Annotated in this window: 28 protein-coding genes; 8 read left to right on the forward strand and 20 right to left on the reverse strand. The window is 64.2% G+C overall.

What is annotated here, in order from left to right; genetic code table 11:
• Window positions 1–171: 171 nt before the first annotated feature.
• The 3 genes from ACIA73_RS08760 to ACIA73_RS08770 all read left to right on the forward strand — a co-directional run bounded on the left by ACIA73_RS08760 (window position 172) and on the right by ACIA73_RS08770 (window position 6,488).
• A complete protein-coding gene (locus ACIA73_RS08760; RefSeq protein ID WP_399437621.1) occupies window positions 172–1,539 on the forward strand; it encodes an NAD(P)/FAD-dependent oxidoreductase in 1,368 nt (455 codons plus the stop codon).
• A 174-nt stretch (window positions 1,540–1,713) separates the two neighbouring features.
• Window positions 1,714–4,137: an alpha-L-fucosidase gene (locus tag ACIA73_RS08765; protein WP_399437622.1), complete on the forward strand. Its 2,424-nt coding sequence runs from the start codon at window positions 1,714–1,716 to the stop codon at window positions 4,135–4,137.
• A gap of 86 nt (window positions 4,138–4,223) precedes the next feature.
• Window positions 4,224–6,488: a family 20 glycosylhydrolase gene (locus ACIA73_RS08770; RefSeq protein WP_399437623.1), complete on the forward strand. Its 2,265-nt coding sequence runs from the start codon at window positions 4,224–4,226 to the stop codon at window positions 6,486–6,488.
• 18 nt (window positions 6,489–6,506) lie between these two features.
• Here ACIA73_RS08770 and ACIA73_RS08775 read toward each other — a convergent pair whose 3' ends face one another.
• Complete coding sequence (locus ACIA73_RS08775; protein WP_399437624.1) at window positions 6,507–7,976, reverse strand: regulator; 1,470 nt, start codon at window positions 7,974–7,976, stop codon at window positions 6,507–6,509.
• Between the two features lie 229 nt (window positions 7,977–8,205).
• On the opposite strand from ACIA73_RS08775, the gene lipB reads away from it, so the two are divergent.
• From lipB to ACIA73_RS08795, 4 genes are all read left to right on the forward strand, one after another.
• Complete coding sequence (gene lipB / locus ACIA73_RS08780; RefSeq protein WP_399437625.1) at window positions 8,206–9,057, forward strand: lipoyl(octanoyl) transferase LipB; 852 nt, start codon at window positions 8,206–8,208, stop codon at window positions 9,055–9,057.
• Window positions 9,058–9,159: 102 nt separating this feature from the next.
• Complete coding sequence (lipA, locus tag ACIA73_RS08785; protein WP_399437626.1) at window positions 9,160–10,128, forward strand: lipoyl synthase; 969 nt, start codon at window positions 9,160–9,162, stop codon at window positions 10,126–10,128.
• A 263-nt stretch (window positions 10,129–10,391) separates the two neighbouring features.
• Entirely contained in the window at window positions 10,392–10,586 is a 195-nt protein-coding gene (locus ACIA73_RS08790; RefSeq protein WP_399438034.1) for a hypothetical protein, read from the forward strand.
• A 19-nt stretch (window positions 10,587–10,605) separates the two neighbouring features.
• Entirely contained in the window at window positions 10,606–11,313 is a 708-nt protein-coding gene (locus ACIA73_RS08795; protein WP_399437627.1) for a DUF4191 domain-containing protein, read from the forward strand.
• On the opposite strand, the gene ACIA73_RS08800 is transcribed toward ACIA73_RS08795, so the two are convergent.
• The 7 genes from ACIA73_RS08800 to ACIA73_RS08830 all read right to left on the reverse strand — a co-directional run bounded on the left by ACIA73_RS08800 (window position 11,198) and on the right by ACIA73_RS08830 (window position 16,788).
• On the reverse strand, window positions 11,198–13,324 hold the full coding sequence (locus ACIA73_RS08800; RefSeq protein ID WP_399437628.1) for a recombinase family protein: 2,127 nt from the start codon (window positions 13,322–13,324) through the stop codon (window positions 11,198–11,200). The two genes, ACIA73_RS08795 and ACIA73_RS08800, sit on opposite strands and share 116 nt — an antisense overlap.
• Before the next feature lie 440 nt (window positions 13,325–13,764).
• The gene (locus ACIA73_RS08805) at window positions 13,765–13,932 is read right to left on the reverse strand and encodes a hypothetical protein (protein ID WP_399437629.1); all 168 of its coding nucleotides are present in this window, start codon (window positions 13,930–13,932) and stop codon (window positions 13,765–13,767) included.
• On the reverse strand, window positions 13,932–14,240 hold the full coding sequence (locus tag ACIA73_RS08810; protein ID WP_399437630.1) for a hypothetical protein: 309 nt from the start codon (window positions 14,238–14,240) through the stop codon (window positions 13,932–13,934). Before ACIA73_RS08810 ends, ACIA73_RS08805 begins: the two co-directional genes overlap by 1 nt.
• Complete coding sequence (locus ACIA73_RS08815; protein WP_399437631.1) at window positions 14,240–14,533, reverse strand: hypothetical protein; 294 nt, start codon at window positions 14,531–14,533, stop codon at window positions 14,240–14,242. The genes ACIA73_RS08810 and ACIA73_RS08815 overlap by 1 nt, the downstream gene beginning before the upstream one ends.
• A gap of 14 nt (window positions 14,534–14,547) precedes the next feature.
• Window positions 14,548–14,781, reverse strand: coding sequence for a hypothetical protein (locus ACIA73_RS08820; RefSeq protein ID WP_399437632.1), 234 nt, complete (start codon window positions 14,779–14,781; stop codon window positions 14,548–14,550).
• Complete coding sequence (locus ACIA73_RS08825) at window positions 14,774–14,989, reverse strand: hypothetical protein (protein WP_399437633.1); 216 nt, start codon at window positions 14,987–14,989, stop codon at window positions 14,774–14,776. The genes ACIA73_RS08820 and ACIA73_RS08825 overlap by 8 nt, the downstream gene beginning before the upstream one ends.
• A complete protein-coding gene (locus tag ACIA73_RS08830) occupies window positions 14,986–16,788 on the reverse strand; it encodes a DNA polymerase (RefSeq protein WP_399437634.1) in 1,803 nt (600 codons plus the stop codon). The genes ACIA73_RS08825 and ACIA73_RS08830 overlap by 4 nt, the downstream gene beginning before the upstream one ends.
• 141 nt (window positions 16,789–16,929) lie before the next feature.
• On the opposite strand from ACIA73_RS08830, the gene ACIA73_RS08835 reads away from it, so the two are divergent.
• Window positions 16,930–17,556: a hypothetical protein gene (locus tag ACIA73_RS08835; protein ID WP_399437635.1), complete on the forward strand. Its 627-nt coding sequence runs from the start codon at window positions 16,930–16,932 to the stop codon at window positions 17,554–17,556.
• A 74-nt stretch (window positions 17,557–17,630) separates the two neighbouring features.
• Here ACIA73_RS08835 and ACIA73_RS08840 read toward each other — a convergent pair whose 3' ends face one another.
• From ACIA73_RS08840 to ACIA73_RS08895, 12 genes are all read right to left on the reverse strand, one after another.
• Window positions 17,631–18,053, reverse strand: coding sequence for a hypothetical protein (locus ACIA73_RS08840; RefSeq protein WP_399437636.1), 423 nt, complete (start codon window positions 18,051–18,053; stop codon window positions 17,631–17,633).
• Window positions 18,054–18,115: 62 nt separating this feature from the next.
• The gene (locus tag ACIA73_RS08845) at window positions 18,116–18,670 is read right to left on the reverse strand and encodes a hypothetical protein (protein WP_399437637.1); all 555 of its coding nucleotides are present in this window, start codon (window positions 18,668–18,670) and stop codon (window positions 18,116–18,118) included.
• Entirely contained in the window at window positions 18,667–19,482 is an 816-nt protein-coding gene (locus ACIA73_RS08850) for a metallophosphoesterase (RefSeq protein ID WP_399437638.1), read from the reverse strand. Before ACIA73_RS08850 ends, ACIA73_RS08845 begins: the two co-directional genes overlap by 4 nt.
• Entirely contained in the window at window positions 19,479–19,844 is a 366-nt protein-coding gene (locus ACIA73_RS08855; protein ID WP_399437639.1) for a hypothetical protein, read from the reverse strand. Before ACIA73_RS08855 ends, ACIA73_RS08850 begins: the two co-directional genes overlap by 4 nt.
• Complete coding sequence (locus tag ACIA73_RS08860) at window positions 19,841–20,404, reverse strand: RNA ligase family protein (RefSeq protein WP_399437640.1); 564 nt, start codon at window positions 20,402–20,404, stop codon at window positions 19,841–19,843. The genes ACIA73_RS08855 and ACIA73_RS08860 overlap by 4 nt, the downstream gene beginning before the upstream one ends.
• The gene (locus tag ACIA73_RS08865; protein WP_399437641.1) at window positions 20,397–20,801 is read right to left on the reverse strand and encodes a DUF3310 domain-containing protein; all 405 of its coding nucleotides are present in this window, start codon (window positions 20,799–20,801) and stop codon (window positions 20,397–20,399) included. Before ACIA73_RS08865 ends, ACIA73_RS08860 begins: the two co-directional genes overlap by 8 nt.
• Window positions 20,798–21,196 (reverse strand): toprim domain-containing protein, encoded by a 399-nt coding sequence (locus tag ACIA73_RS08870; RefSeq protein WP_399437642.1) that lies wholly within the window; start codon window positions 21,194–21,196, stop codon window positions 20,798–20,800. The genes ACIA73_RS08865 and ACIA73_RS08870 overlap by 4 nt, the downstream gene beginning before the upstream one ends.
• Before the next feature lie 127 nt (window positions 21,197–21,323).
• Window positions 21,324–21,713 (reverse strand): CHC2 zinc finger domain-containing protein, encoded by a 390-nt coding sequence (locus ACIA73_RS08875; RefSeq protein WP_399437643.1) that lies wholly within the window; start codon window positions 21,711–21,713, stop codon window positions 21,324–21,326.
• Window positions 21,697–22,128, reverse strand: coding sequence for an endonuclease VII domain-containing protein (locus ACIA73_RS08880; RefSeq protein WP_399437644.1), 432 nt, complete (start codon window positions 22,126–22,128; stop codon window positions 21,697–21,699). The genes ACIA73_RS08875 and ACIA73_RS08880 overlap by 17 nt, the downstream gene beginning before the upstream one ends.
• Entirely contained in the window at window positions 22,128–22,469 is a 342-nt protein-coding gene (locus ACIA73_RS08885) for a hypothetical protein (RefSeq protein WP_399437645.1), read from the reverse strand. Before ACIA73_RS08885 ends, ACIA73_RS08880 begins: the two co-directional genes overlap by 1 nt.
• Window positions 22,470–22,487: 18 nt before the next feature.
• On the reverse strand, window positions 22,488–23,321 hold the full coding sequence (locus ACIA73_RS08890) for an AAA family ATPase (protein WP_399437646.1): 834 nt from the start codon (window positions 23,319–23,321) through the stop codon (window positions 22,488–22,490).
• A 61-nt stretch (window positions 23,322–23,382) separates the two neighbouring features.
• A complete protein-coding gene (locus tag ACIA73_RS08895) occupies window positions 23,383–24,174 on the reverse strand; it encodes a RecB family exonuclease (RefSeq protein WP_399437647.1) in 792 nt (263 codons plus the stop codon).
• Window positions 24,175–24,508 lie beyond the last annotated feature (334 nt).

Raw genomic sequence — 24,508 nt, forward strand, 5'->3', positions numbered from 1 at the left:
AGCGACCATTCCCCCCTCTCGTGCGACCGCCATGCATCGATGCCCGGGAGGTGCGCGGCTGCCGGAGCGCCGGGGCGGACTCTTACGCTGCACCTCCAGCGCGGGTATTCCGCAAGGCTGTTGGGGGCATGAGTCCTGCACCACAGCCGGGCCGACCTCGGGGAGGGGCACGTGCTCACCACAGCACACCATGCGGACGTCGTCATCGTGGGAGCAGGGGTCGCCGGCCTCTGTGCCGCCCACCAGCTCATCAACGCCGGGGTAACGGTCAGTGTCCTGGAGGCCGCCCCTTACGTCGGCGGCCGGATGTCCACCGAGCGGGTCGACGGATTCCGGCTCGACCGGATCGGTCAGGTCCTCAGTACCGCCTATCCGGAACTGCAGCGCACCCCCGGACTCGAAGGTCTCACTCTCCGCCCGTTCGCCCCTGGAGTCCTGGTCCACAGCGAGGGCCGGCGCTACCGGGCGGGCGACACCGGCGGCGGCCGGAGCACCCGGAGCGCACGGGGCGCACTCACCGCCGCACGCGCCCTCGCGAGCGCCCCACGGAGCTCCAACAACCGGGGCGGTACGCCGCCCTCGGCCGCAAACCCCCGCCCGCTCGGCAGCCCCCTGGACCAGGCGAGGCTGGGTACCGCACTGGCCAGGTTCGCCACCACTCCGACGGACAAGCTCCTGGCACGCCCCGAACTCCCGGCGCTGGAAGCCCTGTTCAAGCGCGGTCTGCCACCCCGTACCGTCAACGGCTTCCTGCGCCCGCTGCTGTCCGCACTCCTCTCGGACCCCGGCCTCACCACCTCCAGCCGGTGCGCCGATCTGGCCCTGCGCGGTTTCGCGGGCGGCCGGCTCGCACTGCCCGAGGGCGGGGCCGGGACCCTGCCTGAGCTGCTGGCGGCGGCCCTGCCGCCCGGCACCGTTCGTACCGGAGTCCATGTCACCGGGGCGTCCATCTCCACCGTCACCACCAAGGAGGACGGCGACCTGGGCTGCCGGTCCCTGCTGGTGGCGACCGGGGCACGGGCCGCCGCCGAGCTGCTCCCCGGCCTGCGGGTGCCGGGCTTCCACCCCGTGACCGTGCTGCACCACGCCGCCGACTCGGTGCCCGGGACCGGATCCGCCCTGATCCTGGACGCCGACCGGAGCGGCCCCGTCTCGCACTCCGCCGTCGTCAGCGCGGTCGACCCCACGCGCGCGCCCGACGGCCGGGTGCTGATCTCCTCCACGGTCCTGGGCACTCCCCCACCCGACCTGGACGACCGGGTCCGCTCCCATCTGTCCCGGATGTACGGCACGTCGACGGCGCGCTGGGAACTCCTCGCCGTCCATCACGACCCGGAGGCCGTGCCCGCGATGCCCGCACCGCACGACGTACACCGTCCGGTCCGCCTCCTCTCCGGCCTGTACGTCTGCGGCGACCACCGCGAGACCAGCACCGTTCAGGGTGCCCTGCACTCGGGCCGCCGGGCCGCCCGCGAGATCCTCCGCGACTTCGGCATCCGTCCCGGTTACGCCGCCGAGGAGCTGCGCGAGGCCGCCTAGGGGTGCCTCCGGGGCATCGCAGCCACTCCCCCATACCTCCGATCTATGGCCCCGGATCGGAGTCGGACCCGCAGGAAAGTCCAACTCCCTCTCCTGCGGGTCCCCTTGTCACGTGCGCGACCTCTCACTACGGTCCCGGGGAGCTCGTTCCCCTCAGGAACACCGGAGGCCGCAGTGAGACATTCATCGGATCGATTCCGCTCACGCTCGTCCCGTAGCCGCATCACCGACCGCACCCCCAGCCGCGCCCCCCACCGTGGTCGCACCCGCGGAAGACTCGCGGGCGCCGTCGCCCTGGCCGCCGCCGCAGGTCTCCTCGCGGCCCACCCGGCCCCCGCCGCCGACCGCGCCCCACAGCCCGGCCCGCCCCCGGCGGCCGCCGCACCCGGGTCGCAGCTGAAACTGTCGCCCCTCCCCTCGCCCCAGCCCCAGCCCCAGCCCCAGCCCCAGCCCTCGAAGGACTACGAGCCCACCACCGAGTCCCTCAACTCCCACCCCACCCCCCAGTGGTTCAACGACGACAAGTTCGGCATCTTCATCCACTGGGGCGCCTACTCGGTCCCGGCCTGGGGCCCACGCGGCAGCTACGCCGAGTGGTACTGGTCGTACCTGAACCAGAAGGGCAGCCCCACCAGCAAGCACCACCAGGACACCTACGGCACGGCCGCCGGCTACGACGACTTCATCGGACAGTGGAAGGCCGAGAAGTACGACCCGGCCGCCTGGGTGAAGCTCTTCAAGAGCGCGGGCGCCAAGTACTTCGTGCTCACCTCCAAGCACCACGAGGGCGTCGCCCTGTGGGACTCCAAGGTCTCCGGCCGCGACACCGTCGACCTCGGCCCGGGGCGCGACCTGGCGGGCGACCTCTTCCAGGCGGCCCGCGCGGACCGTACGCCGGGCGCCCAGCTCAAGCCCGGCTTCTACTTCTCGCTGTACGAGTGGAACCACCCGGCGTACACCGGCAAGCAGCCCACCAACCCGTACACCGGCGCCGAGATCCCGTACCTGGGCGCGCCGAGAATCAACAACTTCGTCGACGACCTGATGAAGCCGCAGCTGACCGAGCTGATCAAGAACTACGACCCGGACATCCTGTGGTGCGACGGCCAGTGGGAGAAGCCCGCCTCGTACTGGCAGACCGCCCCGGTCCTCGCCGACTACTACAACCGGGCCAAGAACCGGCCGAAGCCCAAGGAAGTCGCGGTCGCCAACCGCTGCAAGATCCAGACCGGGAACCTCGACTCCACCGAACTCGACTTCCAGACCCCCGAGTACACGGTGAAGCCCGACATCGACCCCGACAAGTGGGAGGCCAGCCGCGGCATCGCGCACTCCTACGGCTACAACCAGAACGAGCCCGAGGAGGACCACCTCACCTCCGATCAGCTCGTCGACTCCCTCTCCGACATCGTCTCCAAGAACGGCAACCTCCTCCTGGACGTGGGTCCCAGGGCCGACGGCACCATTCCCGAGATCCAGGCGAGCCGCCTGAAGGACATCGGCGCCTGGCTGCGCACCAACGGCGAGGCGGTCTACGGCACCACGTACTGGCACCACGCCGAGGAGCCCACAAGCGACGACAAGATCCGCTACACGGTCAAGGACGGCGCGCTCTACGCGACGACTCTCGAATGGCCGGGCACGGAACTCACCCTGGGAGCGGACACTCCGGTACGGAACAACTCCCGCGTCACCCTCCTCGGCGGCGACGGCAAGCCCCTCCCCTGGCGCAAGGACGCCCGGGGCCGCGTCGTGGTGAAGACCCCCGCGACCGCCCCCGCACACCTGGGGCACGCCTACGTCTTCGCGGTGACCACCCCGGGCGTGCACAGCCTGATCCGCACCCGCACCGAACTCCCGGCCGAAACCACCCCCGGCGCCACCGCCAAAGGCACCCTCCACCTCACCAACACCTCGCGCCGGTACGCCCCTTCGACCCGTCTCGGCCTCACCGGCCCGGCGGGCTGGCAGGTCACGCCCGCCTCGACCCGGCTGAGGCCCCTGCCGCCGGGCGCCGGTACCGCGCTCCCGATCACGGTCACCCCGCCCGCGTCGGCGGCCCCCGGGACGTACGACCTGAACATCACCGTCCGCCACAACGGCCTCACCAGCACCGTCAAGGTCACGGTGAACGTCGCGCACCCCAACCTCGCGCAGGGCAGGCCCGCCGCCCAGCAGAGCACGGGTTACGACGCTCCGGCGGCCCGCGCGGTCGACGGGAACACCAACGGCGCGTTCGACGGCGGTTCGGTGACCCACACCGCCGAGCCGTCGAAGCAGGCCTGGTGGCAGGTCGATCTCGGCAGGCAGGCCGAGCTCAGCGAAGTGGACGTGTGGAACCGCACCGACTGCTGCGCGGAGCGCCTCAAGAACTACTGGGTGCTGACCTCCGGCTCCCCGATCACCGCCGACGGACTGGCGGAGGCCCGTAGCACCCCAGGCGTCACGGCCGTCCGCGTCACCGCACAGGCGGGCAGGCCGAGCCGGATCGCGCTCCCGGCCGGGACGGCCGGACAGCACGTCCGCATCCAACTGGAATCCGCCACCGACCCGCTGACCCTGGCCGAGGTCCAGGTGCGGGGCCGAGCCGCCAACTGACATACCGCACCGCGGAACTGACGTACCGCACCACAGAGAGACACCGCACCACAGAAAAACGTACCGCACCACAGAATCGAGGCTCCATGCGTCGCGCCGTACCCGTCCTGTCCCTCCTCGTCGGCCTGCTCGCCACCGCCCTGACCGCCCCCGCCTCGGCGGCCCGCGCGGCACCCGGGCCGGTGCCCGACGTCGTGCCCCGGCCCACCTCGTGGACCGATCTGGGCGGGTCCGGCGCGCTCTCCGCCCGCAGCCGGATCTTCGTCGTACCCCGCACCTCCGGCCCCACCGGAAACACCCTCCCCGCCGCCCGCAGCGACCTCATCGCCCCCTCCTCCCAGTCCCCGGTCCAGGTCGCCACCCAGCTCCGTACGGACATAGCCGAGGTCAGCGGCCTCACCCTGCCGGTTCGCACCGACGCCCAGCGGGCCACCGCCGGCGACATCGTGCTGCGGCTCACCGACGACAGGGCGCTGGGCGCGGAGGGCTACCGGCTGGACAGTTCCTCGGCGGTACGGATCGAGGCCGCCTCCACCCACGGCCTCTTCTACGGCACCCGCACGCTGCTCCAGCTGCTGCGCGCCGCCCCCGGCCACCGCGCCCTGCCGCGCGCCCGCTCCCTGGACGTACCGGCGCAGCGGATGCGGACGGTGATGCTGGACGCGGGCCGCAAGTACTGGCAGCTGCCGTACCTGGAGAACCTGATCCGGAGGATGGGCGACCAGAAGCTCAACACGCTCTTCCTGCACCTCTCGGACTCCGAGGGCTTCCGCCTCAACAGCCCGAAGTTCCCCGGCCTCGCGCACCCCGCGAAGAGTTACAGCCGTGCCGACATCGAGCGGCTGAAGGTCTTCGCCGCCCGCCATCACGTCCAGATCATGCCGGGAATCGACGTCCCCGGGCATGCCACCGTGCTCACCGAGGCGTTCGGGATCGGCTTCGGGGACGGGCCGGATCCGTGCACCCAGGCGCAGACCCACTCGCATCTGACGCCCAACTGGATGATCGACATGACCAGTTCACGGGCGCTCGCGAAGTCCAGGGAGATCGTCGCGGAGTTCGCGGGCTGGTTCGACGCCCCGCTGTTCAGCATCGGCGCGGACGAGCTGCCCGGTCAGCTCGCCGAGTGCGCCCGGGTGAAGGACCACCTGGCGGCCGATCCGGCCGTCTCCACCCTCGGCGATCTGCTCAACCAGTACATCAACACCCTCGACCAGGTGATCACCGCGCAGGGCAAGCGCACCGCCGTGTACAACGGCTCGGAGCACATGAGTGCCCCGCAGCAGAAGGTGAATCCGTCGGTGGTCTTCATGACCTGGGAGGGCTCCGGGACCGATCCGATGATCCCCGGCCACGACGAGATCGCCATGGGCCCGTTCTACGTGACGCCGAACAACTACCACAGCCTCTACCCCAACGAGCCCTGGATGTACGGCACCTGGGCGCCCAGCACCTCCCCCGACATGCTCGGCTCGATGATCACCAACTGGGCGGACTACAACTTCTGGGCCGACGACGAGTACTTCGAGCAGCACACCCGGGCCCCCCGCGCCGTCCTCGCCGACCGCTCCTGGAACGCCTCCCCGGCCCCCGACACCCTTTCCGACTTCCGGACCCGGCTGGCCAGGATCGGCGATCCGCCGGGCGTCACGGCTCCGGTGTCCAAGCCCCGCACCGGCGCGTCCAGGCCCTCGCACCACTGGACCTTCGAGCCCAGGCCGTACCCCAGGGGCTGGACCTGGGCGGGCAGCCCCGGCAACACCCTGTACGCCGAGGACAGGGCGGGCTCGCTGCCCGGGACCTCGTACATCATCAACAACCCCACGCCGGTCGCCGACGGGATCCGGGGCCGGGCCTGGCGCTTCGACAGTGACCGGGACGGGGTCGGTTTCGGCGGTGTGGACGTGGCCGAGCCGTGGACGGTCTCGGCCTGGGTGCGCTCGACCGGGAGGACCGCCGACCAGGTGCTGCTCAGCTCCGCGGCGGGCGCGCTGAAGCTCCAGCAGTGGGGCACCGGCCGGGTCGGCTTCACCCGGTACGGCGTCGCCGACCACTCCTTCGACTACACGCTCCCGCTGGACGCGTGGGTGCAGCTGACCTGGGTCACCACCCCGGGCAGCACCACCCTCTACGCCGACGGTGAGCGCGTCGGTACGGTCGCCGCCTCGATGCCGCTGCCGCTGCGTTCGATCGGCGCCCCGAAGGCGGGTCTCCGCGGTGACCTGGACGAGGTCCTCACCTGGGACGCGGCGCTGACCCCGTCCCAGGTGCGTGACCGCTACACCGGCACCCGCCAGGCCTCGGGGAGCCGAATCTCCGCGGACCCCGGGAGCCGGATCCCCGGGGCCTGAATTCCCAAGGCCGGGTCGTCACCCCAGCGCGGCGACCCGGTCCCGATACCCCCGTACCGCCGCCGCGTCCCGGTACGGCTCCAGCCGCCGCTCGAACTCCCGCACATACTCGGTCGCCCGTGCCGAGCGCATCTCCGAGGCCTGCTGGGCCGCCTCGGCCCCCAGCGCACACGCCTGGTCAAGCTCCCCGAGCCCGAGCCTGGCCTGGGCGAGCACCACCCGGCAGAACAGCCGGCTGCGCGCATAGCCGTGCGGACGCAGCTGCAAGGACCGCTCGGCGTGCTGGGCGGACGCCCGGTACTGCTGGAGGTCCCGGTGGCAGTGCCCGAATTCGTCCGCCAGCTGCCCCTCGTCGAAGAACTTCGCCCAGTGCGGTACGTCGTCGCCCGGCCGGGACGCCTCCATCGCCCGTTCCGCCCGTACGAGGGAAGAGGTGCAGGCCCGGACCTCGCCGAGCACTCCGTGGCCCCGCGCCTCCACCGCGTGCAGCAGCGCCTGCACCACGGGCGGCGCGGAGGAACCGACCCCCTGCTGGGCGACCCGGGCGAGCTGGACGGCCTCCCGCCCGTGCCCGAGGTAGACGGCCTGACGGCTCATGGTGACCAGGACGTACGAGCCGTAGGCCCGGTCGCCCGCCGCCTGCGCCAGCCGCAGCGCCTGGACGAAGTAACGCTGGGCGAGCCCGTGGGCGGCGATGTCGTACGAGGTCCAGCCCGCGAGCCGGGTGAGGTCGGCGGCGGCCGAGAACAGCCGTCGCCCGGCCGCCTCCCCGTAGACCCCGCGCAGCATCGGCTCGGCCTCGTGCTCCAGGTAGCGGACCAGGGCCTGGCGGGCGTGACCGCCGCCGTACGCGTGGTCCAGGGTGCGGAAGAGGTCGGCCACCGAGCGCAGGGCCGCGATGTCCCCGGAGGTGACCCGCTGGCCGGGACCCCGGTCGGTCTGCCGCTGGCGGGGCATGGTGAGGCCGGGCGGCCTGCCTTGGGCGGGGACTCTCGCCGGTGCCGCCCCGTTGGCCTGCGGGGGTGGCTCGGCGCCCCGGCCGACCCGGTCGTCGGCGCGGCCGATCAGCCAGTCCCGGCTGGGGACGACGAGTCCGGCCGGGGTGAAGGCGATCTTGCGGAGTTCGGCGTGGCTGCCGGAGTCCTTGCGCCAGAGCCCGCTGACGATGTCGACGGCCTCTTCGGGGGTGGCCGCGAATTCGAGCCCCGCGTACACGGGGGCGCAGGCGTCGAGCCCGAGGTCCTGGGCGGACAGTCGTCTGCCGAGCCTCCTGGTGAACACTTCGGCGATCAGTGCGGGGGTGGTGCCGCGTGGTTGCTGGCCGCGCAGCCAGCGGGTGACCGACGTCTTGTCGTACCGAAGGTCGAGCCCGTGCTCCAGGCCGAGCTGGTCCACCCGTCGGGCCAGGCCTGCGTTGGAGAATCCCGCTTCTGCGATGAGCGCGGCGAGCTGTCGGTTGGGGATGCGCTGCGGAGGTCGTTCCGTCATCAGCTCTGAGCTCTCCTGCCTTCCGGGCCCCGGGTGGCAGCCCTCATGGAACGGCGCGAATTTAGCGATAACGGGCCCTTCAACCAGCCTCTGCGCCCCTACTTCATCCGATCGTGTGACGATTCACCGAAGGCGCTGACGGCAACCCCGTCGATCGCCCTGCCCATGGCCCCGCCTTTCCGCCGCCGTACAGTGGCCCGGGGCGTGGCGATACGAAGGAGACACCACCGTGAGTGAGCTGCGGTTTGTCCGACTGGGGTTCGGCGACGATGCCGTCGAGTACCAGGAGGCATGGCAGAAGCAGCGTGAGGTGCACGCCGCCCGTTTCGCGGACGAGGTGCCGGACACCTGTCTGCTCCTGGAGCACCCGCCCGTCTACACCGCCGGACGGCGCACCCAGGACAGCGAGCGCCCCCTGGACGGGACGCCCGTGGTGGACGTGGACCGGGGCGGCAAGATCACCTGGCACGGTCCGGGCCAGCTCGTCGGCTACCCGATCCAGAAGCTGCCGCGTCCGGTGGACGTGGTGGCGCACGTACGCCGACTGGAGGACGCCCTGATCCGGGCCTGCGCCGAATTCGGTCTGGAGACCACCCGTATCGAGGGCCGCAGCGGAGTGTGGGTGCTGGGCGATCCGGTCGAGCAGCGCCCCGCGATCGGCGGGCTGTCGCTGGACTTCGACCCCCGGCTGTCCGACCCCGAGTTCGACGCCCGGCTGAACGGTCCCCAGTACGCGCCGTCCAACGCCGGTCAGCGGCGCGAGGACCGCAAGCTCGCCGCGATCGGCATCCGGGTCGCCAAGGGCGTCACCATGCACGGGTTCTCGCTGAACGTGAACCCGGACAACACCTGGTTCGACCGCATCGTCCCGTGCGGCATCCGCGACGCGGGCGTCGCCTCGCTCGCGAACGAGCTGGGCCGGGAGATCACCATCGCGGACGTCCTTCCGGTGGTGGAGAAGCACCTGAACGCGGTGATGGCCGAGGCCACCCCCGCGCCCCGGGTCGTGGAGAAGGCCCCGCAGGACGCCCCGCAGAGCCCGCAGGCTGCCGAGAAGGCCCCGGAAACGGCCTCCGCCTAGGGAATGCCCTTGTCCGGGCGCAGGTTGACCGGACGTAAAGCCATACAAATATCGGGCGTACCCTGGTGTTCGCCGAAGAATCGAAGTCGTAGGGAGCTGGACGTGTCCGCTGTCGCACCCGACGGACGCAAGATGCTGCGTCTGGAGGTCCGGAACAGCCAGACCCCCATCGAGCGCAAGCCCGAGTGGATCAAGACCCGGGCGAAGATGGGTCCCGAGTACACCAAGATGCAGGCCCTGGTGAAGGCCGAAGGACTGCACACGGTGTGCCAGGAAGCTGGTTGTCCCAACATCTACGAATGCTGGGAGGACCGCGAGGCGACCTTCCTCATCGGCGGCGACCAGTGCACGAGGCGCTGTGACTTCTGCCAGATCGACACCGGCAAGCCCGAGGCGCTGGACCGTGACGAGCCGCGCCGGGTGGGCGAGTCCGTGGTCACCATGGACCTGAACTACGCCACCATCACCGGCGTCGCGCGCGACGACCTTCAGGACGGCGGCGCCTGGCTGTACGCGGAGACGGTCCGCCAGATCCACCAGCAGACGGCCGGCCGCGAGACCGGCCGTACCAAGGTGGAGCTGCTCGCTCCGGACTTCAACGCCGTCCCGGCGCTCCTCGAAGAGGTCTTCGCGTCCCGCCCCGAGGTGTTCGCGCACAACGTGGAGACGGTGCCGCGCATCTTCAAGCGGATTCGCCCGGGCTTCCGTTACGAGCGTTCGCTGGACGTCATCACGCAGGCCCGCGCGGCCGGTCTGATCACCAAGTCGAACCTGATCCTCGGCATGGGCGAGACCCGTGAAGAGGTCAGCGAGGCGCTGCGCGATCTGCACGAGGCGGGCTGCGAGCTCATCACCATCACCCAGTACCTGCGTCCCTCGCCGCGCCACCACCCCGTCGAGCGCTGGGTGAAGCCGATGGAGTTCGTCGAGCTGAAGGACGAGGCCGACGAGATCGGCTACTCCGGTGTGATGTCCGGGCCGCTGGTCCGCTCCTCCTACCGCGCGGGCCGTCTGTACGGCCAGGCGATGGAGCGTCGCGGGACTCCGGTGGCCGGCGCCCGGGCCGTATAACGGCCGGCACCGCCCGAGAGGCCGTGTGAGTCGCCGCACAAGCGGCGCTTGACCGGTGACTGCCGTAATGATGCGGCCCGTACAGCCCCCGCAGGTCGGGGCGTCGTACGGGCCGCATCAACGTTTTCACCCGTACCGTCAAGGTTTCATCGGTGTTTGACCGGTCGGTCACGTGCTGGTAACACCAATCAGTGACCCTGGGTTCACGCACCGCAGTTCTCCGGTCACGCCGTTACGCCGTATCTATGAGGGGGACCCCCGACATGCAGGCCGTACGCGCCAACGCCCTCCCGTCCGTCACCGACGCACTGCGCCTCGTCGAGTCGCTGCTCATCGGCACCGGCCAGCGCACCGCCCGCCGCAACGCCTGGACCGCCGTGCTGGACGACCGGCGCCGGGCCAAGGACAGGGTGGAGACGGAACACGTACTGGAGGCCGTGTCCGCTCGTACGTCCTAGGCAACGTAAACTTTCTCGCATGGCGAGGAAGGAACGCGCAGCGAACGCGGACACTGCGAACCCCGGGCGACTCAAGCAGATTGCCCAGACCTACAAGATGACCCGGCGGCACGACCCCAAGGTGGGTCTGATCGTCGCGGGCGTGGGCATCGTCATTTTCGGTGTCCTTCTCGGCCTCGGGTTCTTGATCGGTCACCCGGTCTACCTGGGCATTCTCGGCTTCCTGCTGGCGTTCCTCGGGATGGCGATCATCTTCGGGCGCCGCGCCGAGCGCGCCGCGTTCGGGCAGATGGAGGGACAGCCGGGGGCCGCCGCGGCGGTGCTGGACAACGTCGGCCGTGGCTGGACCACGACCCCCGCTGTGGCGATGAACCGCAGCCAGGACGTCGTCCACCGGGCCGTCGGCAAGGCCGGCATCGTGCTGGTCGCCGAGGGCAACCCGAACCGGCTCAGGACGCTGCTCGCGGCCGAGAAGAAGAAGATGGCCCGCATCGTCGGCCCCGAGGTTCCGGTGCACGACATCATCGTGGGCAACGGCGAGGACCAGACCCCGCTGAAGAAGGTCCGCACCAAGATGCTCAAGCTGCCCCGCCCCCTCACCGGCCCGCAGGTCACCGCGACCAACGACCGGCTGCGTGCGATGGGCGACCTGATGAGCAACATGCCGCTCCCGAAGGGCCCGATTCCTGGGCGTGGGAATGCTGGTCGCCCCCCTCGCGCACGCTAGTCGCGGCCAGGATTACACCAGGTCGCACCCTTCCAGTCATCTCCATCCTTGGGAGCCTGTGCCGGGGGGCCACAGGCTCCCCGGCACAGCCGTTCATGGCCTCTATGACGCGCTCCCAACGCCCCTGACTGCTCCACCTCTTCCAGTGCCCTACAAGGCCCGTAGAGCCGTACTCAGCGTCAAGCTCCGGCCATGCAACACCGGTACGCGCCTTCTTCAAGAGAGCTTCCAGCACTGTCCTCGGGGCCAAACCGCCCCGCTGACGTGGCCGTAGTCCACCATGCGGGAAGCCCTCTAGCTCGACAATCCGGTCCCACACCTGGTCGTCAAGAACCGGAACCCCTCTTTCACGCTCCTGGAACCACTGACCGACAGGACAAGCCAGCCCTCTTCGCATCGGAGGCGGAGTTTCAAGGATCTTGACCTCTATATCCAGCAGAGCAAGTAACTCAGCCTGCTGCACCTCGGAGAAATTAACCAACCGGTTCTGAGCAGAGGCGGCAAGTGAATGAAGGTCCTTCAACCTTTGGCCAGTCTGCTGGGCGTCTGACTGCCAAGATTCAATATCAGCCCTCTCACTGCGCAGCTCCTCAATCTCCGCGTACAACGGCTTTAGCTTTCGCTCTACTGCAACTTCAGCAGCCCGGCCTACAAGACCTTGCCGAGTAACCTGCTTTGCAGCCACAGCCATCATCAGATCAATCGTGCCATCTTTCTCCGCGATCTTTTGATCGAGCGAAGCAAGCCGGGATGAGTAGTCGATTTGCTTCGATGTCGCCCTACTCGTCCACTCTTCGGCCAATGACACGAGCCGACTTCTATCCCTCAGCAAGTCACAGACGTTTTTCCAAACCCATTCTTCAATTCCTTCAGCCCACACCTGAGGGCAGGAACACCCTCCTGCACCCGCGTACTCTTCCCTTTTACCGGAGCACACATAGTGAGGGCTCTCCACCTTCGAAGGGCTGCTACCAATGTAGTGGCCCCCGCATATACTCAGCAGTCGGCCTGACAACTGGTACACCCTCCCAGCTACGGAGGGCGCTCGGACAGGCTTACTTCCAGGGCCACACAACTCGGCAACCTCTTCGGGGGTAAACATTTCGGGCAGCTTTAGGGTAACCGACTCCCCCCAAATGGGGTTTCCGGCAGCATCTATCTGCGCACCGTTTTCAACGTTCCGGAATATGTACTCGGCATTCAAGAGACCGTCATTCAGCAAACGCCCACGAATGTTTGCAGCAGACCACGGCTTACCTGACCGCGTGTAGAATCCCTCAGCGTTCAGGTACGAGGCAACTCTATTCCAGTTCCTTTTCACACGGACAGCTACATTCCGAGCAAAGCGCAGCACGTCAGCTTCGTGTACCGCCTCGCAGGGGAAGGTTCGAGTGCACGCACTACCCCCATCACATACATCGAGCGCAAGTAGCTGTTCGCCTTTGACGCCTTGATTTTCAATGCGGTACCCATAGCGAGCTTGCCCCCCGGGGAACCCGCCCATCTCGGCTTTCTGCTGTATGCCACCCTGGGTACGCATTCGGATCTTCGCTAGTTCCTTGAATGCCTCGTTGGCCTTGTCGCGCATCCGCGACTCGCCCTCTTCTGTGGTGTTATCGATATCTTCATCCGCAACGGCCACAAAGATGCCAAGATCCTCAAGAGCGTAAACCCACTCCCAAAAAACGCGGTTCTTCCTGCCGATGGCCCGCGTCTCATACACACATACAAGATCAAACGGGCGGGGTTGTTGAACGGCAAGTTCCATGATCTTGGCGGCACCGTCTCGCAGTTCCCAAGGCAGGGTCCCCGACTCGCCCTCGTCCGGGAAGGTTCCCACGTGAACCCATTGCTTTCGAGCGATGTGGGCAGCGGTGCGCTTCCCCGTGTAGGCGATGCCATAACCTTTTGCCTGGTCTTCGGTAGAAACGCGCAGATAATCAACGGCCCGAAGATTCCCGGCCTGGTTGCGGGCTGCAATATTGATCGCAGATATGACAGACTTACCCATGTCAGTCCTCCCAGACTGGCCAGACCCCGGGGCGCTTCCAACGCCGCCGGGGTCACCCATGTGATGCCGCAACTGTACGACAGTCAGGCGCAGTTGGGGCCGAAGAGCATTTCAAGCAACCTTCGATGTGCCGCGTCAGCCTCCAAACCTTCCGCTGGACGCCATGTGACCTGCGGTGACACATCCGCTGTGCGGTGCTGCCGTGAGGTCTCACCACTGCGCCCACCAACACCACCTGAAGCGGCCTCGGCCAACCGTCCACCGTCGCCGCTCACCACAGCCGTCGGCGCTTCGCCTCCCGGCTCACGGCCTCGAAGCAGGCCCCAAGCGAGATGGCCTCAGCGTCCTCAAACTCACCTGGGTAGTGATGCGCGTGATCCACGCGCTCCCAAAGGGCCTTATACAAAGTGCTGATATCAACGTCAGGGATGGCACTCAGATCAACCGACTCCACCAGCAGGCCCCCTCAGATCAGATATGAGCTGCTCCACCGCTCGATCATCCTTGCCGTCACAGACATCCAAATAGTTCGCCAGCGCCCGACGAATCAGCAGCAACTCATCAGCAGAGAGCCTCACTTCAACTCCCAGGTATCTGCTTATTGCCATCAGCGGTTCTCCTCCAGCCACGGGAGGTCAAGGGCGTGAGAGCCTTCCTCCACCCTGAAAATGAGCTGCCACTCATCCCCGAGCCTCCAGTAAATTTCCCCGCCTCTGACGCCCTGATAGGTGTGCGCGAATTCATGCCCATCCCAGCGGACATGCGGGGGCCTCTCCCAGCCCACACCAGCCTGAGCGCCGAGGAGGGACTCGTGATACCTGATCTCGGGGCTTCGCCCCGGAACGATGGAAGCGAACACCTCCGCCTGAAGCATGCGCCGGAAGCCGTCGCAACGGGCCTCCATCTTGGTCGGCATCAGTCGAGCCCCTCTATCTGCTCTTCCCAGATGACCCGGGCCCGCTCGATTCCGGATCCCACGACGCCCTCCAAGGCTTCCCCGCCGGCACCGATTGTGTGGCTCGTACGCTGCCCCTTGGCAACCCCCAGCGATGTGTAAGGCCCGTAAACAGACCTCACAGTCTCGGTGTCGCTGTAGATGCACCGCTTACGCCTCTCGGGGTCCTCGCTGTGCCACAGGTAATCAGGGTTGTGCGCCCATGCCTTTCGCAGGACGACCACCCGGTAAAACTCAGTGTCATCATCAGCCATTTGCCGTGCTGCCATCAGTCCTCATCCCCTTCAATAACGGTGTGCGGGGTACTCATTACCGCAACCCAGTAGTCAGAGGTCATTTCCCGAGCCAGATCCGAAGGGACGCCGGCACTCACAGCAGTGCGGCAGATCAGGCCTGCCAGTTCCACAACCACCAGGGCGTAAGCCGCCTGGACCTTTGCCCGCTCTGCATTGATCTCAGATTCAAGGGCCTGAACCATTGACTCGAAGCTTTCGTCATCCATTCCAGACCTCGTATCGCATGTTGTCCCCAGCCCGCCACTCCAGGTCTGTGGCCCCCTGACTGGAATCATCAATGTGACTTACTTCAACGGTCGCCCACTCATCGTCTGGCTCCCAAATGGCTGGCTCGATGATGAGCCCATACTCCAGGCTCAGGGCGGTGAGCTTCTCCAGAAACTCCGGAATGTCTTGGTACTTGATCTCGCTCAATGCTTGCTCGCCTCCAGCTCCAGGACGCTCCCCCAGGAACGCCCGCCTATCTCGACGTCAGTGGGAATAAGGACACCCCTGAATGTGAACTCCATGATCTTCGCTGCTTCCCTCGCCAGATCCTTTGCCTCTTTCTCCGGGAAACTGAAGATCAGTTCATCATGGATTGGGAGTCGCATCAGATCCGTGAATCCGGCCTCCGAGAGATTCAGGATTGCTCGGGCAGTCACATCACGACTGCCGCTCTGAACCGCATAGTTCTGGGCGCTGTATTCGCGGCCCCGGTCTACTGGGAGCCTCCGGCCTGTGGCTGTGTAGATATAACCACTCTTCCGGGCTTCTTCACTCAGACCCTTCGAGTACTTACCTACGCCAGGGTAAGTATCTCCGAATGCTCCGATGATTCTCTTTGCGGTTGCCTCATCAATTCCATCTCCCATGAGGGCCCTCCAACCACCACCGAATACAGTCAGAAAATTCGCGCGTTTCCCAAACTTGCGAGGAACTCCCGCAGCATCAGCGGTTATCTGGTGGAGGTCAAGCCCCTCCCTGAAAGCCTGCAACATAGTGGGATCTCGGCAGAGAGCTGCCAGAAAGCGAAGCTCCATGGTCTTGTAGTCGATACTGCAACTGACGTGCCCCTCTTCAGCCAGGAACATATGCCGAACGTATCCAGAACCAGCGGGGAATGTCTGGGCTGGCACACTGCCAGTAATTGTCATCCTCGCTGTCCTGGCAGCCAAGGAATTCAATGATGCGTGCACCCTGTCTGAGGAATCCCTGCCAGCCAGGGCATTTTGAAACCAGGTCTTGCGGAACTTCCCGGCACGCTTGGCGTCGATTACCGCTTGCGCCAGTGGGTGGTCAATAGACTGCAACACAGCATCGTCAACAGAAGTATTTCCCTTTGGCGTCTTCTTACCCAGCCTGGATCCATGCCCGAGCCGAGTGAACGCCTCAACTAGCTGATCTGTGCTGCCTACCTTGCTGACTCCATAGGAGAGAGCTGTATAGGCCGCCTCCTCCTGCTTCGCTGTCAGCTCTGCACAGCAGCGCTCCGCGTACTCGACATCGAGGAGATAGCCAGTCCGCTCCATCTGGGCACAGGCATGGGCTAGTCGGTGCTCCCAGCCAATGAGGCCGGAGGCCTTAGACCTCGCCGGCACCAGGGGATAGAGGATCTTGAATAGCCGATAGGCAAACACGGGGTCCATCCCTGCGTACAGCAAGAAATCGGGATCCTGGAGTTCCACCACCTTCCACATGACCGCCTTGGTGGTCTTGTACTTCTTCGCCAACTCCCTTGCGGAGCCTTTGACTTCGTCAGCCGCCACCGGGTCGATGTAGTGCCGAACGAGGTCTTCCAGGCTCAGACCTGGGCCGCCCTCTCGGGTGGCCCTCGGATCCACCAGGTGGGCCAGCAGCTTGGTATCCCAGACCTTGGGTGCCAGCTCCTCCATGGGGATGCCTAGGCACTCCTCCACTACGTGGAGGTCGTACGAGGCGTTCTGAGCCACCAAGGCCTCAACACCTCGGAGGGCCTGGACCACAGCGGCCCCGTACTGGGGGCCCGCCTCCACGGGGACCACCCAGGACTCGGCCCCTGTACCGAACTGCGCCAGGCGGAGGCGGAACCCCCCTGACTTGGCATGCCACCAGTCCAAGCCTGTTGTCTCTGTGTCCCAGCCCAAAGCCGGATGGCGTCGCCAGAAGGCCTCAAAGGCCTTCAGATCCTCAGGTGACTCAACAACATTGATCTGGATGGGCTGCCCTCGCAGCCGGTACAGAATCTCTCGCATTGCCCTCCCTCAGGGGCTAGCTGATGAAGTCGCGGACGAACGAGAAGCTCACGCAGAACAGAACAAGACCGAATCCAGCTCCGAACCCGAGGACCATTCCGGTCCAGAGATCAGTCAATGACTTCACGTCGACTCCTTTAGGTGGTTCAGGAACGCCCTGCCTATGTGCTCCGTGTACACAGGAGGGATGCACTCACGGATTCCCTCACGGGACATCCAAGGGACTTTCAGGTCAGACTTGGCGTCCTCTACGCCGATGAAGTTCCCGACGTATACACCCATTTCCTCAGGCTGTCGGCGGCGCCCCATCTTGGTTTGGCGCCTGATGTGTTCGGGGTGCTCGGGAGGCCTCAGGTCCCATCCACCAGCCTCAAAAAGGCGATGCCGATAAGTGTGGAGGCCGAAGGACGCACCGCAGAAGAGGACTGGATCCCGCATTTCTGGTGCTGCGCCCATGACGTTCTCAATCACCCAGGGGATCCCAACAGCGTTGAGCGCATCCCGAGTTGGGGCCAACAAGTCTGGGTGATCGTTCTGCCGTATTCGCTGCGTCTTGCTGTAGAGCTGGCACGGCGGGGACGCATGTATGAAATCGAATCGGTGGCCGTAGGTGAGGAGGAACTGAATAGCCTCGGCCTGTATGAACTCATAGGGATAGCGGGGCTGGAGGCTGATATCTACGCCCACCAGTTCAAACCCCGTGCTGTAGTAGCCCGCTCCTGCGCCTCCCTGGCAGCAGTAGAGGTCAAGAACTTTGGGGATCGTTAAACCCGCCTATGCAGTTGTGTATTCGGTTGTAAGAGGGGGCCGAGCCGAGCCCAGCCCCCTCCGGTTACGCGGTACTACTTGGCCTTGTAGGTGCCGTCCTTCTGGCGCCAAAGGGGGTCACACTGGGACGACTTGGGTTCGGCCTGGCAGAACATGGCCGCCCAAGTGCCCTTCTCCACCAGCTTCCGGCCGTGAGTGCAGTCGTCATCGCCAGCACTCTCCTTGGCGACGACTCGCCCGCCCTTGAACTCCTTGGGGCCATTTCCCGAGGGGGCGGGGCCGTAGACGCTCTGAGCCTTGGTTGAGGCCTGGCTCAGCAGCTCCGGAACTCCGTTGTCAATGAAGGCCTTCAGCACGGCTGCGTTGTTCTTCGCCGCCTCATCCGGGGTCATGCCAGAGGACCGAAGGACCAGCCAAGGGGCATCAAATCCGGCACCAAACTTGATGGTGTTCGACGCCTCAAAAGGGTTAGCAACATTCTCAGAAATCTCGGTCAAGTTCTCTTCTTTCTTAGGGGTGTTGGACTCGCCCCAGGGGGACGGTCCGCCAAAGGGTGTGGTCAAACTCGGTGGCTCCTCAGGTCTCGGTTCATCTGCCGGGCCAACATGTCTACGGCCCGGTTGGCAGCCTTGCGCTCTGTGTCGCCTTCACAGGGGATGCCAAATACGTACCGCCTCATTGCCCTTTCCCTCTGATCCTTAGGGAGCCGGTCCAGGGCCTTGTCTGCATCCAGTCGGGCAGACACGAGATTGTCAGTGATACGGCAGCCGAGAAGGTCATCCCTACGCCCCATCATCTGGCCTATCTCTTCGTCAGAGTAGATAAAGGAGGCAAGGGCCAATCGGGCCTCAGTGGGGGTGTAGTAATACTGCTCGTCATTGACGTCCCGGGCGTCTCTTTCCCGGGAGGCGTATTGCTGTCCGATCATCTTGCAGAAGCCCCACAGGAAGCCTTGATTCTCTGCATGCGGCTCAAGCGCCGTGCGCTGCTCATAGCAGGCCATCAAAATCTCTTGCTTGACATCGTCCTTTTCAACGATGGGCCAACTGGCGGCAATGGACCGTGCCACCTTGTCCGCTGTATCAGCCATAGAGGCCCAGTCGATCTCTGTCAAAAAGTCACGCCCCTTACGAACTTTCCATCAGGCCCCCTGCTCGGACCCCCGTACAACTCCCCTTCGACGATGAATGAGCCGTCTCGGGCGACGTCTACAGCAACCGGCGCCACCTGCTTGTCAGTCACATAGAGGATCGCGAATCCCGACTGCCAATTAGCTACACCACCAGGGCCAAGGTAATTCGCTTTGGAAGGTGCCATCAAATGACCCACTTCGAGCCCCCATCGGATGCCTCGCCGGCCACCCTGGTGCCCTGTACCTACCCGCTGCACACCAAGCCGATGGGTATGCCCCATGACCACATTTGTATCTGCCTTGAGTGCGTGCCGAAGGGCAGTCTTACCGGCTTCCTGAGAAAGGCCCTTGATTTCATGTCCGTGCATCAGGGCTGTATCCGGCCCCACCTTGAAAAATGGCGGAATGAGGTCAACGCCGAAACCATCAAAATCAAGGAGTTTGGAAAAATGGAAGGCGTCCGCATATTCGGCCAACGCCGGGGCCTGCGCCGATAGATACGTTCTCGGCCGTAGGTCGTGGTTTCCCTCTAGGATTCCAAACGGCCCGCTCCATCGTGCTCTGATGGGCTCCAGAAACACACGCTTAGTGGTCTCGGAATCCCTCCTTACATGCTGCTCGTACTCAAGGCGTGTGCCCGTGCTCCACCGTGACGGAGTGGGATAATCGCAGAGATCGCCAATTTGGTACAGCTCATCGAGATCGTAATCACCGATGAAGGTGATCAGGTTTTTCAGTAGCTTGGATGCATGGTATGGAATCTGCACATCCGGTATGACAACAATTTTCTTCAAACGCGCTTCCCCATGGCTGCCTCATACGCACCTTCCCAGGAATAGCCACTGTCCTGGTATTCCTGAATGCAGTCAAAAGTGCGCAGGGTAGGCGAGGAAAGGGACGGGAACAGCTTCGAAAAAACCTGTTGTGCGGCATTGCCCTCATGCATGGCAAGCTCTTCGAGGGGCACCCCCAGCCGGTACGCCACGTGCCCAAACAAACAACCGGGCCCTACCAGGCCCCCACTCACATTGGTGTGTACGTAGTAACACGCGTCGCCATTCTCCTGATGCGCCGGCGCCTGGTAGACACGCTCGGGATCATGTTCAACGACTTCCTGAAGCATGGCAATGGCCTCTGAATCAGCGTGTGTGTTCATGCGGCCCACTTCCCCATGACGCTCTCAAGCGTCACCTTGAATATCGCGTCTGCCTGCGTGTGGTAAACACAGACACCCTCAGGCTTCGAAAAGAAGGGCGAGGCAATGGAACCGATCTGGTGGAGGTTTCCCAAAGCCCGAACGATTTCTGCCTCACTGAAGGGACCCCGGTACATGACCGGCACTACTTCGATGTATGAATCCCCCGCCTTCCGGCGCATCAGATCACCCCAACGGGAAGTATTAAATAGGCTGAAGGTCCGGTAGGGTACCCCATAGCCCCTCTGAATTCCCTTGCCCCACCACTCGCCGTAATGAGTGCCAGGTCCAAGCAGGCTTGCCAGGAAATTGGAATTCTCGTGAACCCACTTGGCGAAACCGTAATTGTCGCTTTCAGGCGTAATCAATCGCTTCCGCGACTGAGCAGCGACTACGTAGGCGCCTCGGTCGTCTTGGGCCACATGGATAGCTGCATTGGTACCGTCGATCTTTTCGGTAACAACGATCTCTCGAATGAGTCGGGCAGTCTTGGGCCATGCCTTGAACTCGATCTCAGCCACTTGCCTTCTCTTTCTTCAGCCGATCGATTTCTCGGTCGACGTACCATCGGGCCTTTTCTAGGTCTTCCAGCTCCGTGCTCGCGCTCTTGCGGCCGGCGCGAAGCGTGTACTTGACGACATTCCCGAGACAGAAACTGAGTCCCTCGGTCAAGTCAATGACCTCAAGCCCCTGAGGTAGCCACGTGTAGTGACTTGGGGAATTCACAGGATCAGAATCGGCAGGGCTGATCTCGTCTGCGTTTACATGCGAAGCGTGAGTAATCTTCCCTGCGTCAGCCTCCCAGGCCACCTCATAGGGATACGGCACTGTGGGGGCCTCATTCACCGACTTTACGCGCCCTCTCCGAAGCATTCCGCCTTGGCTGATCCAAACCTGATCACCCTCCGTGAACTTCAAATGCCCAGCCTCTCCGTCAAGGCCTGCGGCCCGTGCTCTATCAGCACTCGATTGCTGTCAAAACCATCAGGAAGACGAATCACTTTCGCATTACTCATTTCAGCGGCCAGAGCTTCCATGCAGTCCTGGCCGGCCTGGTCTCCCTCAGCTATCAGGTAGACCACCTCGTATCCGAAGAACGGCGGATGCCAGTAGTCCCGCCAGGAGCCCGTTCCGGGGATGCCAACCGCCGGCACGCCGACCACAGTCCATGCCAAAGCGTCGAATTCGCCTTCGACCACAACCATGAATGCACTGTCAGCGATCAGGGCACGTGTGTTGTGCACCCGGGGCGGATCACCGGGCAGGCTCAAATACTTACCATGGCCCTGGTGAATCTCCTTCTGATCGCTCAAGAACAGATACTCTCCATCGGCGCCCTTCACACACTGGTCTGCAACACATCGGAATCGGACAGAGGCAACGCCCTCCGCCCCGCCGGCGGGGCGGAGGTAAGGAATTGAAAGGAAACCGCGGTAGCGGTCATGACCAGGAAGCGCCGAATGGACGTAGCCCAGTCCGACCGACTCGGCTACGGGACCTAGGCCCCGAGCCCCCACGTACTCCTCCGCCGGGCTTCCCGGCATCATCTGGTGATACGTCCTCGCCGCGTCCCCAGCGCCGGCTACGTGCAAATTCTTGGGCGTCAGTGAACCCACATGACTCCTCTCTCATAATCACTGCATAGGAGTCCTCAGACAGTCGACAGACAAAGCAACTCCACCGGCAGGCAACGGTGTTGACCGAGGCACTAGGCGAAGAGTCGTCATGGAGAGGGCAGGAGACCTTTTGGTGACCGGCCCTCTCCTCGACCCGAAGCCCGTAGTAGTGCCGTAGGACTGCCGCTATGGGGGGCTTACTCATCCGGCCCATGGCCGGGCGTGTACCGAGGCCCCAAGGCCTCCCACGCGGGATAGGCCTCTAGGTAGTCGGCTGCTCTGCGGAGGACTTCAGGCCTGTCCCGCGCTCCGCGCGCCAGGAGCTGGGAGTTACAGCGGGCACAGAGCAACCCTCGAACCGCCTCCGTCCGATGGCAGTGATCCACCGCCAGATGCGTACGCCGGGTCTCCCGGCAGATGGCACAGCGGCCCTCCTGGTGGTCCAGGAGCTGCTTGTAGTCCTCGGCGCTCAGGCCGTAGGTCCGCTCGATCCGGCTGTCCCGGCTTGCCGTCCTCCTGGAGGACGTCCGACAGGTGGCGCAGACCCGCCCCCGGGGGCTTGAGAAGAACTTCTCAGCTCTGCTCTTGGTGCACTTCGCACAAGGCCTGTAGCCCTTGCGTACGGCCATCAGGCCGCCGCGCGGATAGAAGCCTCTAGCCGCAACTCGCGCTTCAGGTGGGCCTCTTGCTCGACAACCATCAACAGCGTCAGGATTGGCAGTACTTCAACCAGATCCTGAGTCTTGATGTGGATCACTGCGGTACCCACACCGCCCTTGGCGGCCTTCATCAGAACCGTGAACAACGCGTTCAGGCTGAACCACTTTGGATCCAACACAGTCACCACCAGGGCCACGGCGTCCGCCGGCACCCCGGATGTGTCCAGCTTCGGGAACATCTCCCCAAGGGAAGAAGTGAACTCCCGAGTGGCCGTGAAACCGCCCTTGATCTTTTCCTCAGTACCGAGCATTGCAATCCCCCCACAGGATTAAGAAGCGAAAGCTACTGGAAACTCTTCCTCCAGCTCCTCCAAGCGGAGGCTGGAGCGATTCAAACGGTAGCTGGCAAAGGTCTTACCACTACTGTCTTCAAAGCCCTCTCGGTTTTTCACCGGACTGAAATTGAGTATGCGTCCGCCCATATCGTCGATCTCTTTGTGGATGGTCAGCGCCCCGGCGGGAACGCGGGCGTTCTTACCCTTGATGCCGGAGAGCGGAATGGGGGTGAGCCCATCTGACCATTCGCCCGTCGTGTGATGGGTACCAAGGACGTGAGCGTCTGTCTCTCGGGCCATCTCCGAGAGATACTCACTCAGGTTCTCCAGCCCGAACGAGAAGCTCTCAGCATCCGACATCGGCCCCGTATCAACGTTGGTGATGTTGTCAACGCAGATGAGTTGAGGCAGACATCCAAAGGTCTCCAGGAACGCTAGGAGATCCTTTTCCATTTCACTCGGCGTTGGCCTGGCGGAGAAATTGAACCGCAGCCACCAACGTTCGCCAAGGGCTTTTCTGTAGTGCTCAAACTCTCCGGCCAAAAGGGCTGCCTTGACCTTTTTGGAGTCGTCGCCCGTAATCATTGCGGCGGCTCTGGCAACCTGAGTGGCAGCCGTGGAATCCGCACTGAAGTACAGGCAGGGAATGTTTCCGTAGGTCGCCAAATTCAGAGCAACGATGCTCTTTCCCGTCCCAGGGCCGGCAACTGCTAGGGAGAACTCCCCTCGCCGGAATTCGTACTCCATACGGGACAAACTCTTGAACGGGTTCGGGATCGGCTCCCCCGCAGACCCCCGGATCCTGACTGACTGCGTTAGTGAGTACATGCAGTTCCTTTACGGTCTCAACCATTTAATGTTTTGGCAACCACCAGGACAAAAAAAATGGTTACCTCTTGAAGCTGCAAGCATGTGAGACGTCGCAGAATCGACAGAGAAACCCGGGCTTGGCCGGGAAGTTACCAGCCTTCACGCCCTCGTCAAGAGCCTTGAACGACTCTCCTACTTCCTCTTCCGTGACTTTGGTGAGATCGACCGTACGGGAAAGGCCGCCCGTTTTTGCCAGGTACCAATCAGCGGAGTTAACCACCGCCCCCAACACCTTCCTAGCAAGGATCCCATACGTTTTCAACTGGAATTTGGATTTTGTGGATCCAGTCTTGAGGTCTCGGATTCTGAGTGAACCATCAGGCTCCGTGGGAACCTGATCAACGTAGCCCTGCACCTTGATGCCGGAGATCTCCGCAGTCAAGTGCAGCTCAATACCTAGTCTGCCCCCCTGAGACTTCCAGAGCTGTGGCTGATTCTTCTCCGCCCATGCCACATAGGCCGCAGTCTGCCTCATCCCCAGCGTGTACCGCTGGGCGATGTCGTCGGCCCCCGAGGGGCCGGCAGTCATCCACTTGTCCGTATCAGGCTCCTGGTCGAGCGAAGCGTTCGCAAGAGCGCTGTAGCGCTCGCTGTAGACCTCCTCAACCTCCGCACTGCCCATAGCCCGACCGCTGCCCTCGTATACCTCGCAGGCCTCGTGAAAGGCGGTTCCTTGGTGGGACCACGCCGCAGGCCTGGGGCTCACCTTTTCGACCCGTCGCAAGCGGTACTGTTCCGGGCACTTCTCATATTGTTCTACCTGACTCACTGAACGAGTCATGGTGGCTACTTTTTCAAACCGGGTGCTCATAAGGCCTTTCCTACATGAATCACGTGAACCGCGTAATGCGTCGAACAGAAGAGTTTCGGGTGGGGCCGATCATAATGATCCGTCTCCACCACAAAGTCCCTCCAGCTACCTGGCAGATCTCGCTCCATTTCCCTGACTGCTGCTACGTCCGAGGCCTGGATCAGATCACATTCGGCCATGTACCACACTGGGCCGTTTTCTGTCTGCCCACGACAGATCAACATTGACTCAGACCGGTAGATTTCGCGTACCTGACTTATGGAAACTCCAGACAGAACATGCCTGCCCGCCGTACCCGTGCTCACTAATTCGCCCCCCAGAGCGACAGGGCAGA

The sequence above is a fragment of the Streptomyces sp. NPDC051561 genome (genome assembly GCF_044454195.1).
GTDB lineage: Bacteria > Actinomycetota > Actinomycetes > Streptomycetales > Streptomycetaceae > Streptomyces.

Coding starts and splice junctions, on each gene's coding strand:
- ACIA73_RS08770 (WP_399437623.1), top strand. CDS start 4,224: ATGCGTCGCGCCGTACCCGTCCTGTCCCTCCTCGTCGGCCTGCTCGCC.
- ACIA73_RS08775 (WP_399437624.1), bottom strand. CDS start 7,976: ATGACGGAACGACCTCCGCAGCGCATCCCCAACCGACAGCTCGCCGCG.
- ACIA73_RS08880 (WP_399437644.1), bottom strand. CDS start 22,128: ATGGCCGTACGCAAGGGCTACAGGCCTTGTGCGAAGTGCACCAAGAGC.
- ACIA73_RS08885 (WP_399437645.1), bottom strand. CDS start 22,469: ATGCTCGGTACTGAGGAAAAGATCAAGGGCGGTTTCACGGCCACTCGG.
- ACIA73_RS08815 (WP_399437631.1), bottom strand. CDS start 14,533: ATGGCTGATGATGACACTGAGTTTTACCGGGTGGTCGTCCTGCGAAAG.
- ACIA73_RS08895 (WP_399437647.1), bottom strand. CDS start 24,174: ATGAGCACCCGGTTTGAAAAAGTAGCCACCATGACTCGTTCAGTGAGT.
- ACIA73_RS08790 (WP_399438034.1), top strand. CDS start 10,392: ATGCAGGCCGTACGCGCCAACGCCCTCCCGTCCGTCACCGACGCACTG.
- ACIA73_RS08810 (WP_399437630.1), bottom strand. CDS start 14,240: ATGCCGACCAAGATGGAGGCCCGTTGCGACGGCTTCCGGCGCATGCTT.
- ACIA73_RS08890 (WP_399437646.1), bottom strand. CDS start 23,321: ATGTACTCACTAACGCAGTCAGTCAGGATCCGGGGGTCTGCGGGGGAG.
- ACIA73_RS08805 (WP_399437629.1), bottom strand. CDS start 13,932: ATGGCAATAAGCAGATACCTGGGAGTTGAAGTGAGGCTCTCTGCTGAT.
- ACIA73_RS08830 (WP_399437634.1), bottom strand. CDS start 16,788: ATGCGAGAGATTCTGTACCGGCTGCGAGGGCAGCCCATCCAGATCAAT.
- ACIA73_RS08875 (WP_399437643.1), bottom strand. CDS start 21,713: ATGGGCCGGATGAGTAAGCCCCCCATAGCGGCAGTCCTACGGCACTAC.
- ACIA73_RS08800 (WP_399437628.1), bottom strand. CDS start 13,324: ATGGGTAAGTCTGTCATATCTGCGATCAATATTGCAGCCCGCAACCAG.
- ACIA73_RS08820 (WP_399437632.1), bottom strand. CDS start 14,781: ATGGATGACGAAAGCTTCGAGTCAATGGTTCAGGCCCTTGAATCTGAG.
- ACIA73_RS08855 (WP_399437639.1), bottom strand. CDS start 19,844: ATGAACACACACGCTGATTCAGAGGCCATTGCCATGCTTCAGGAAGTC.
- ACIA73_RS08795 (WP_399437627.1), top strand. CDS start 10,606: ATGGCGAGGAAGGAACGCGCAGCGAACGCGGACACTGCGAACCCCGGG.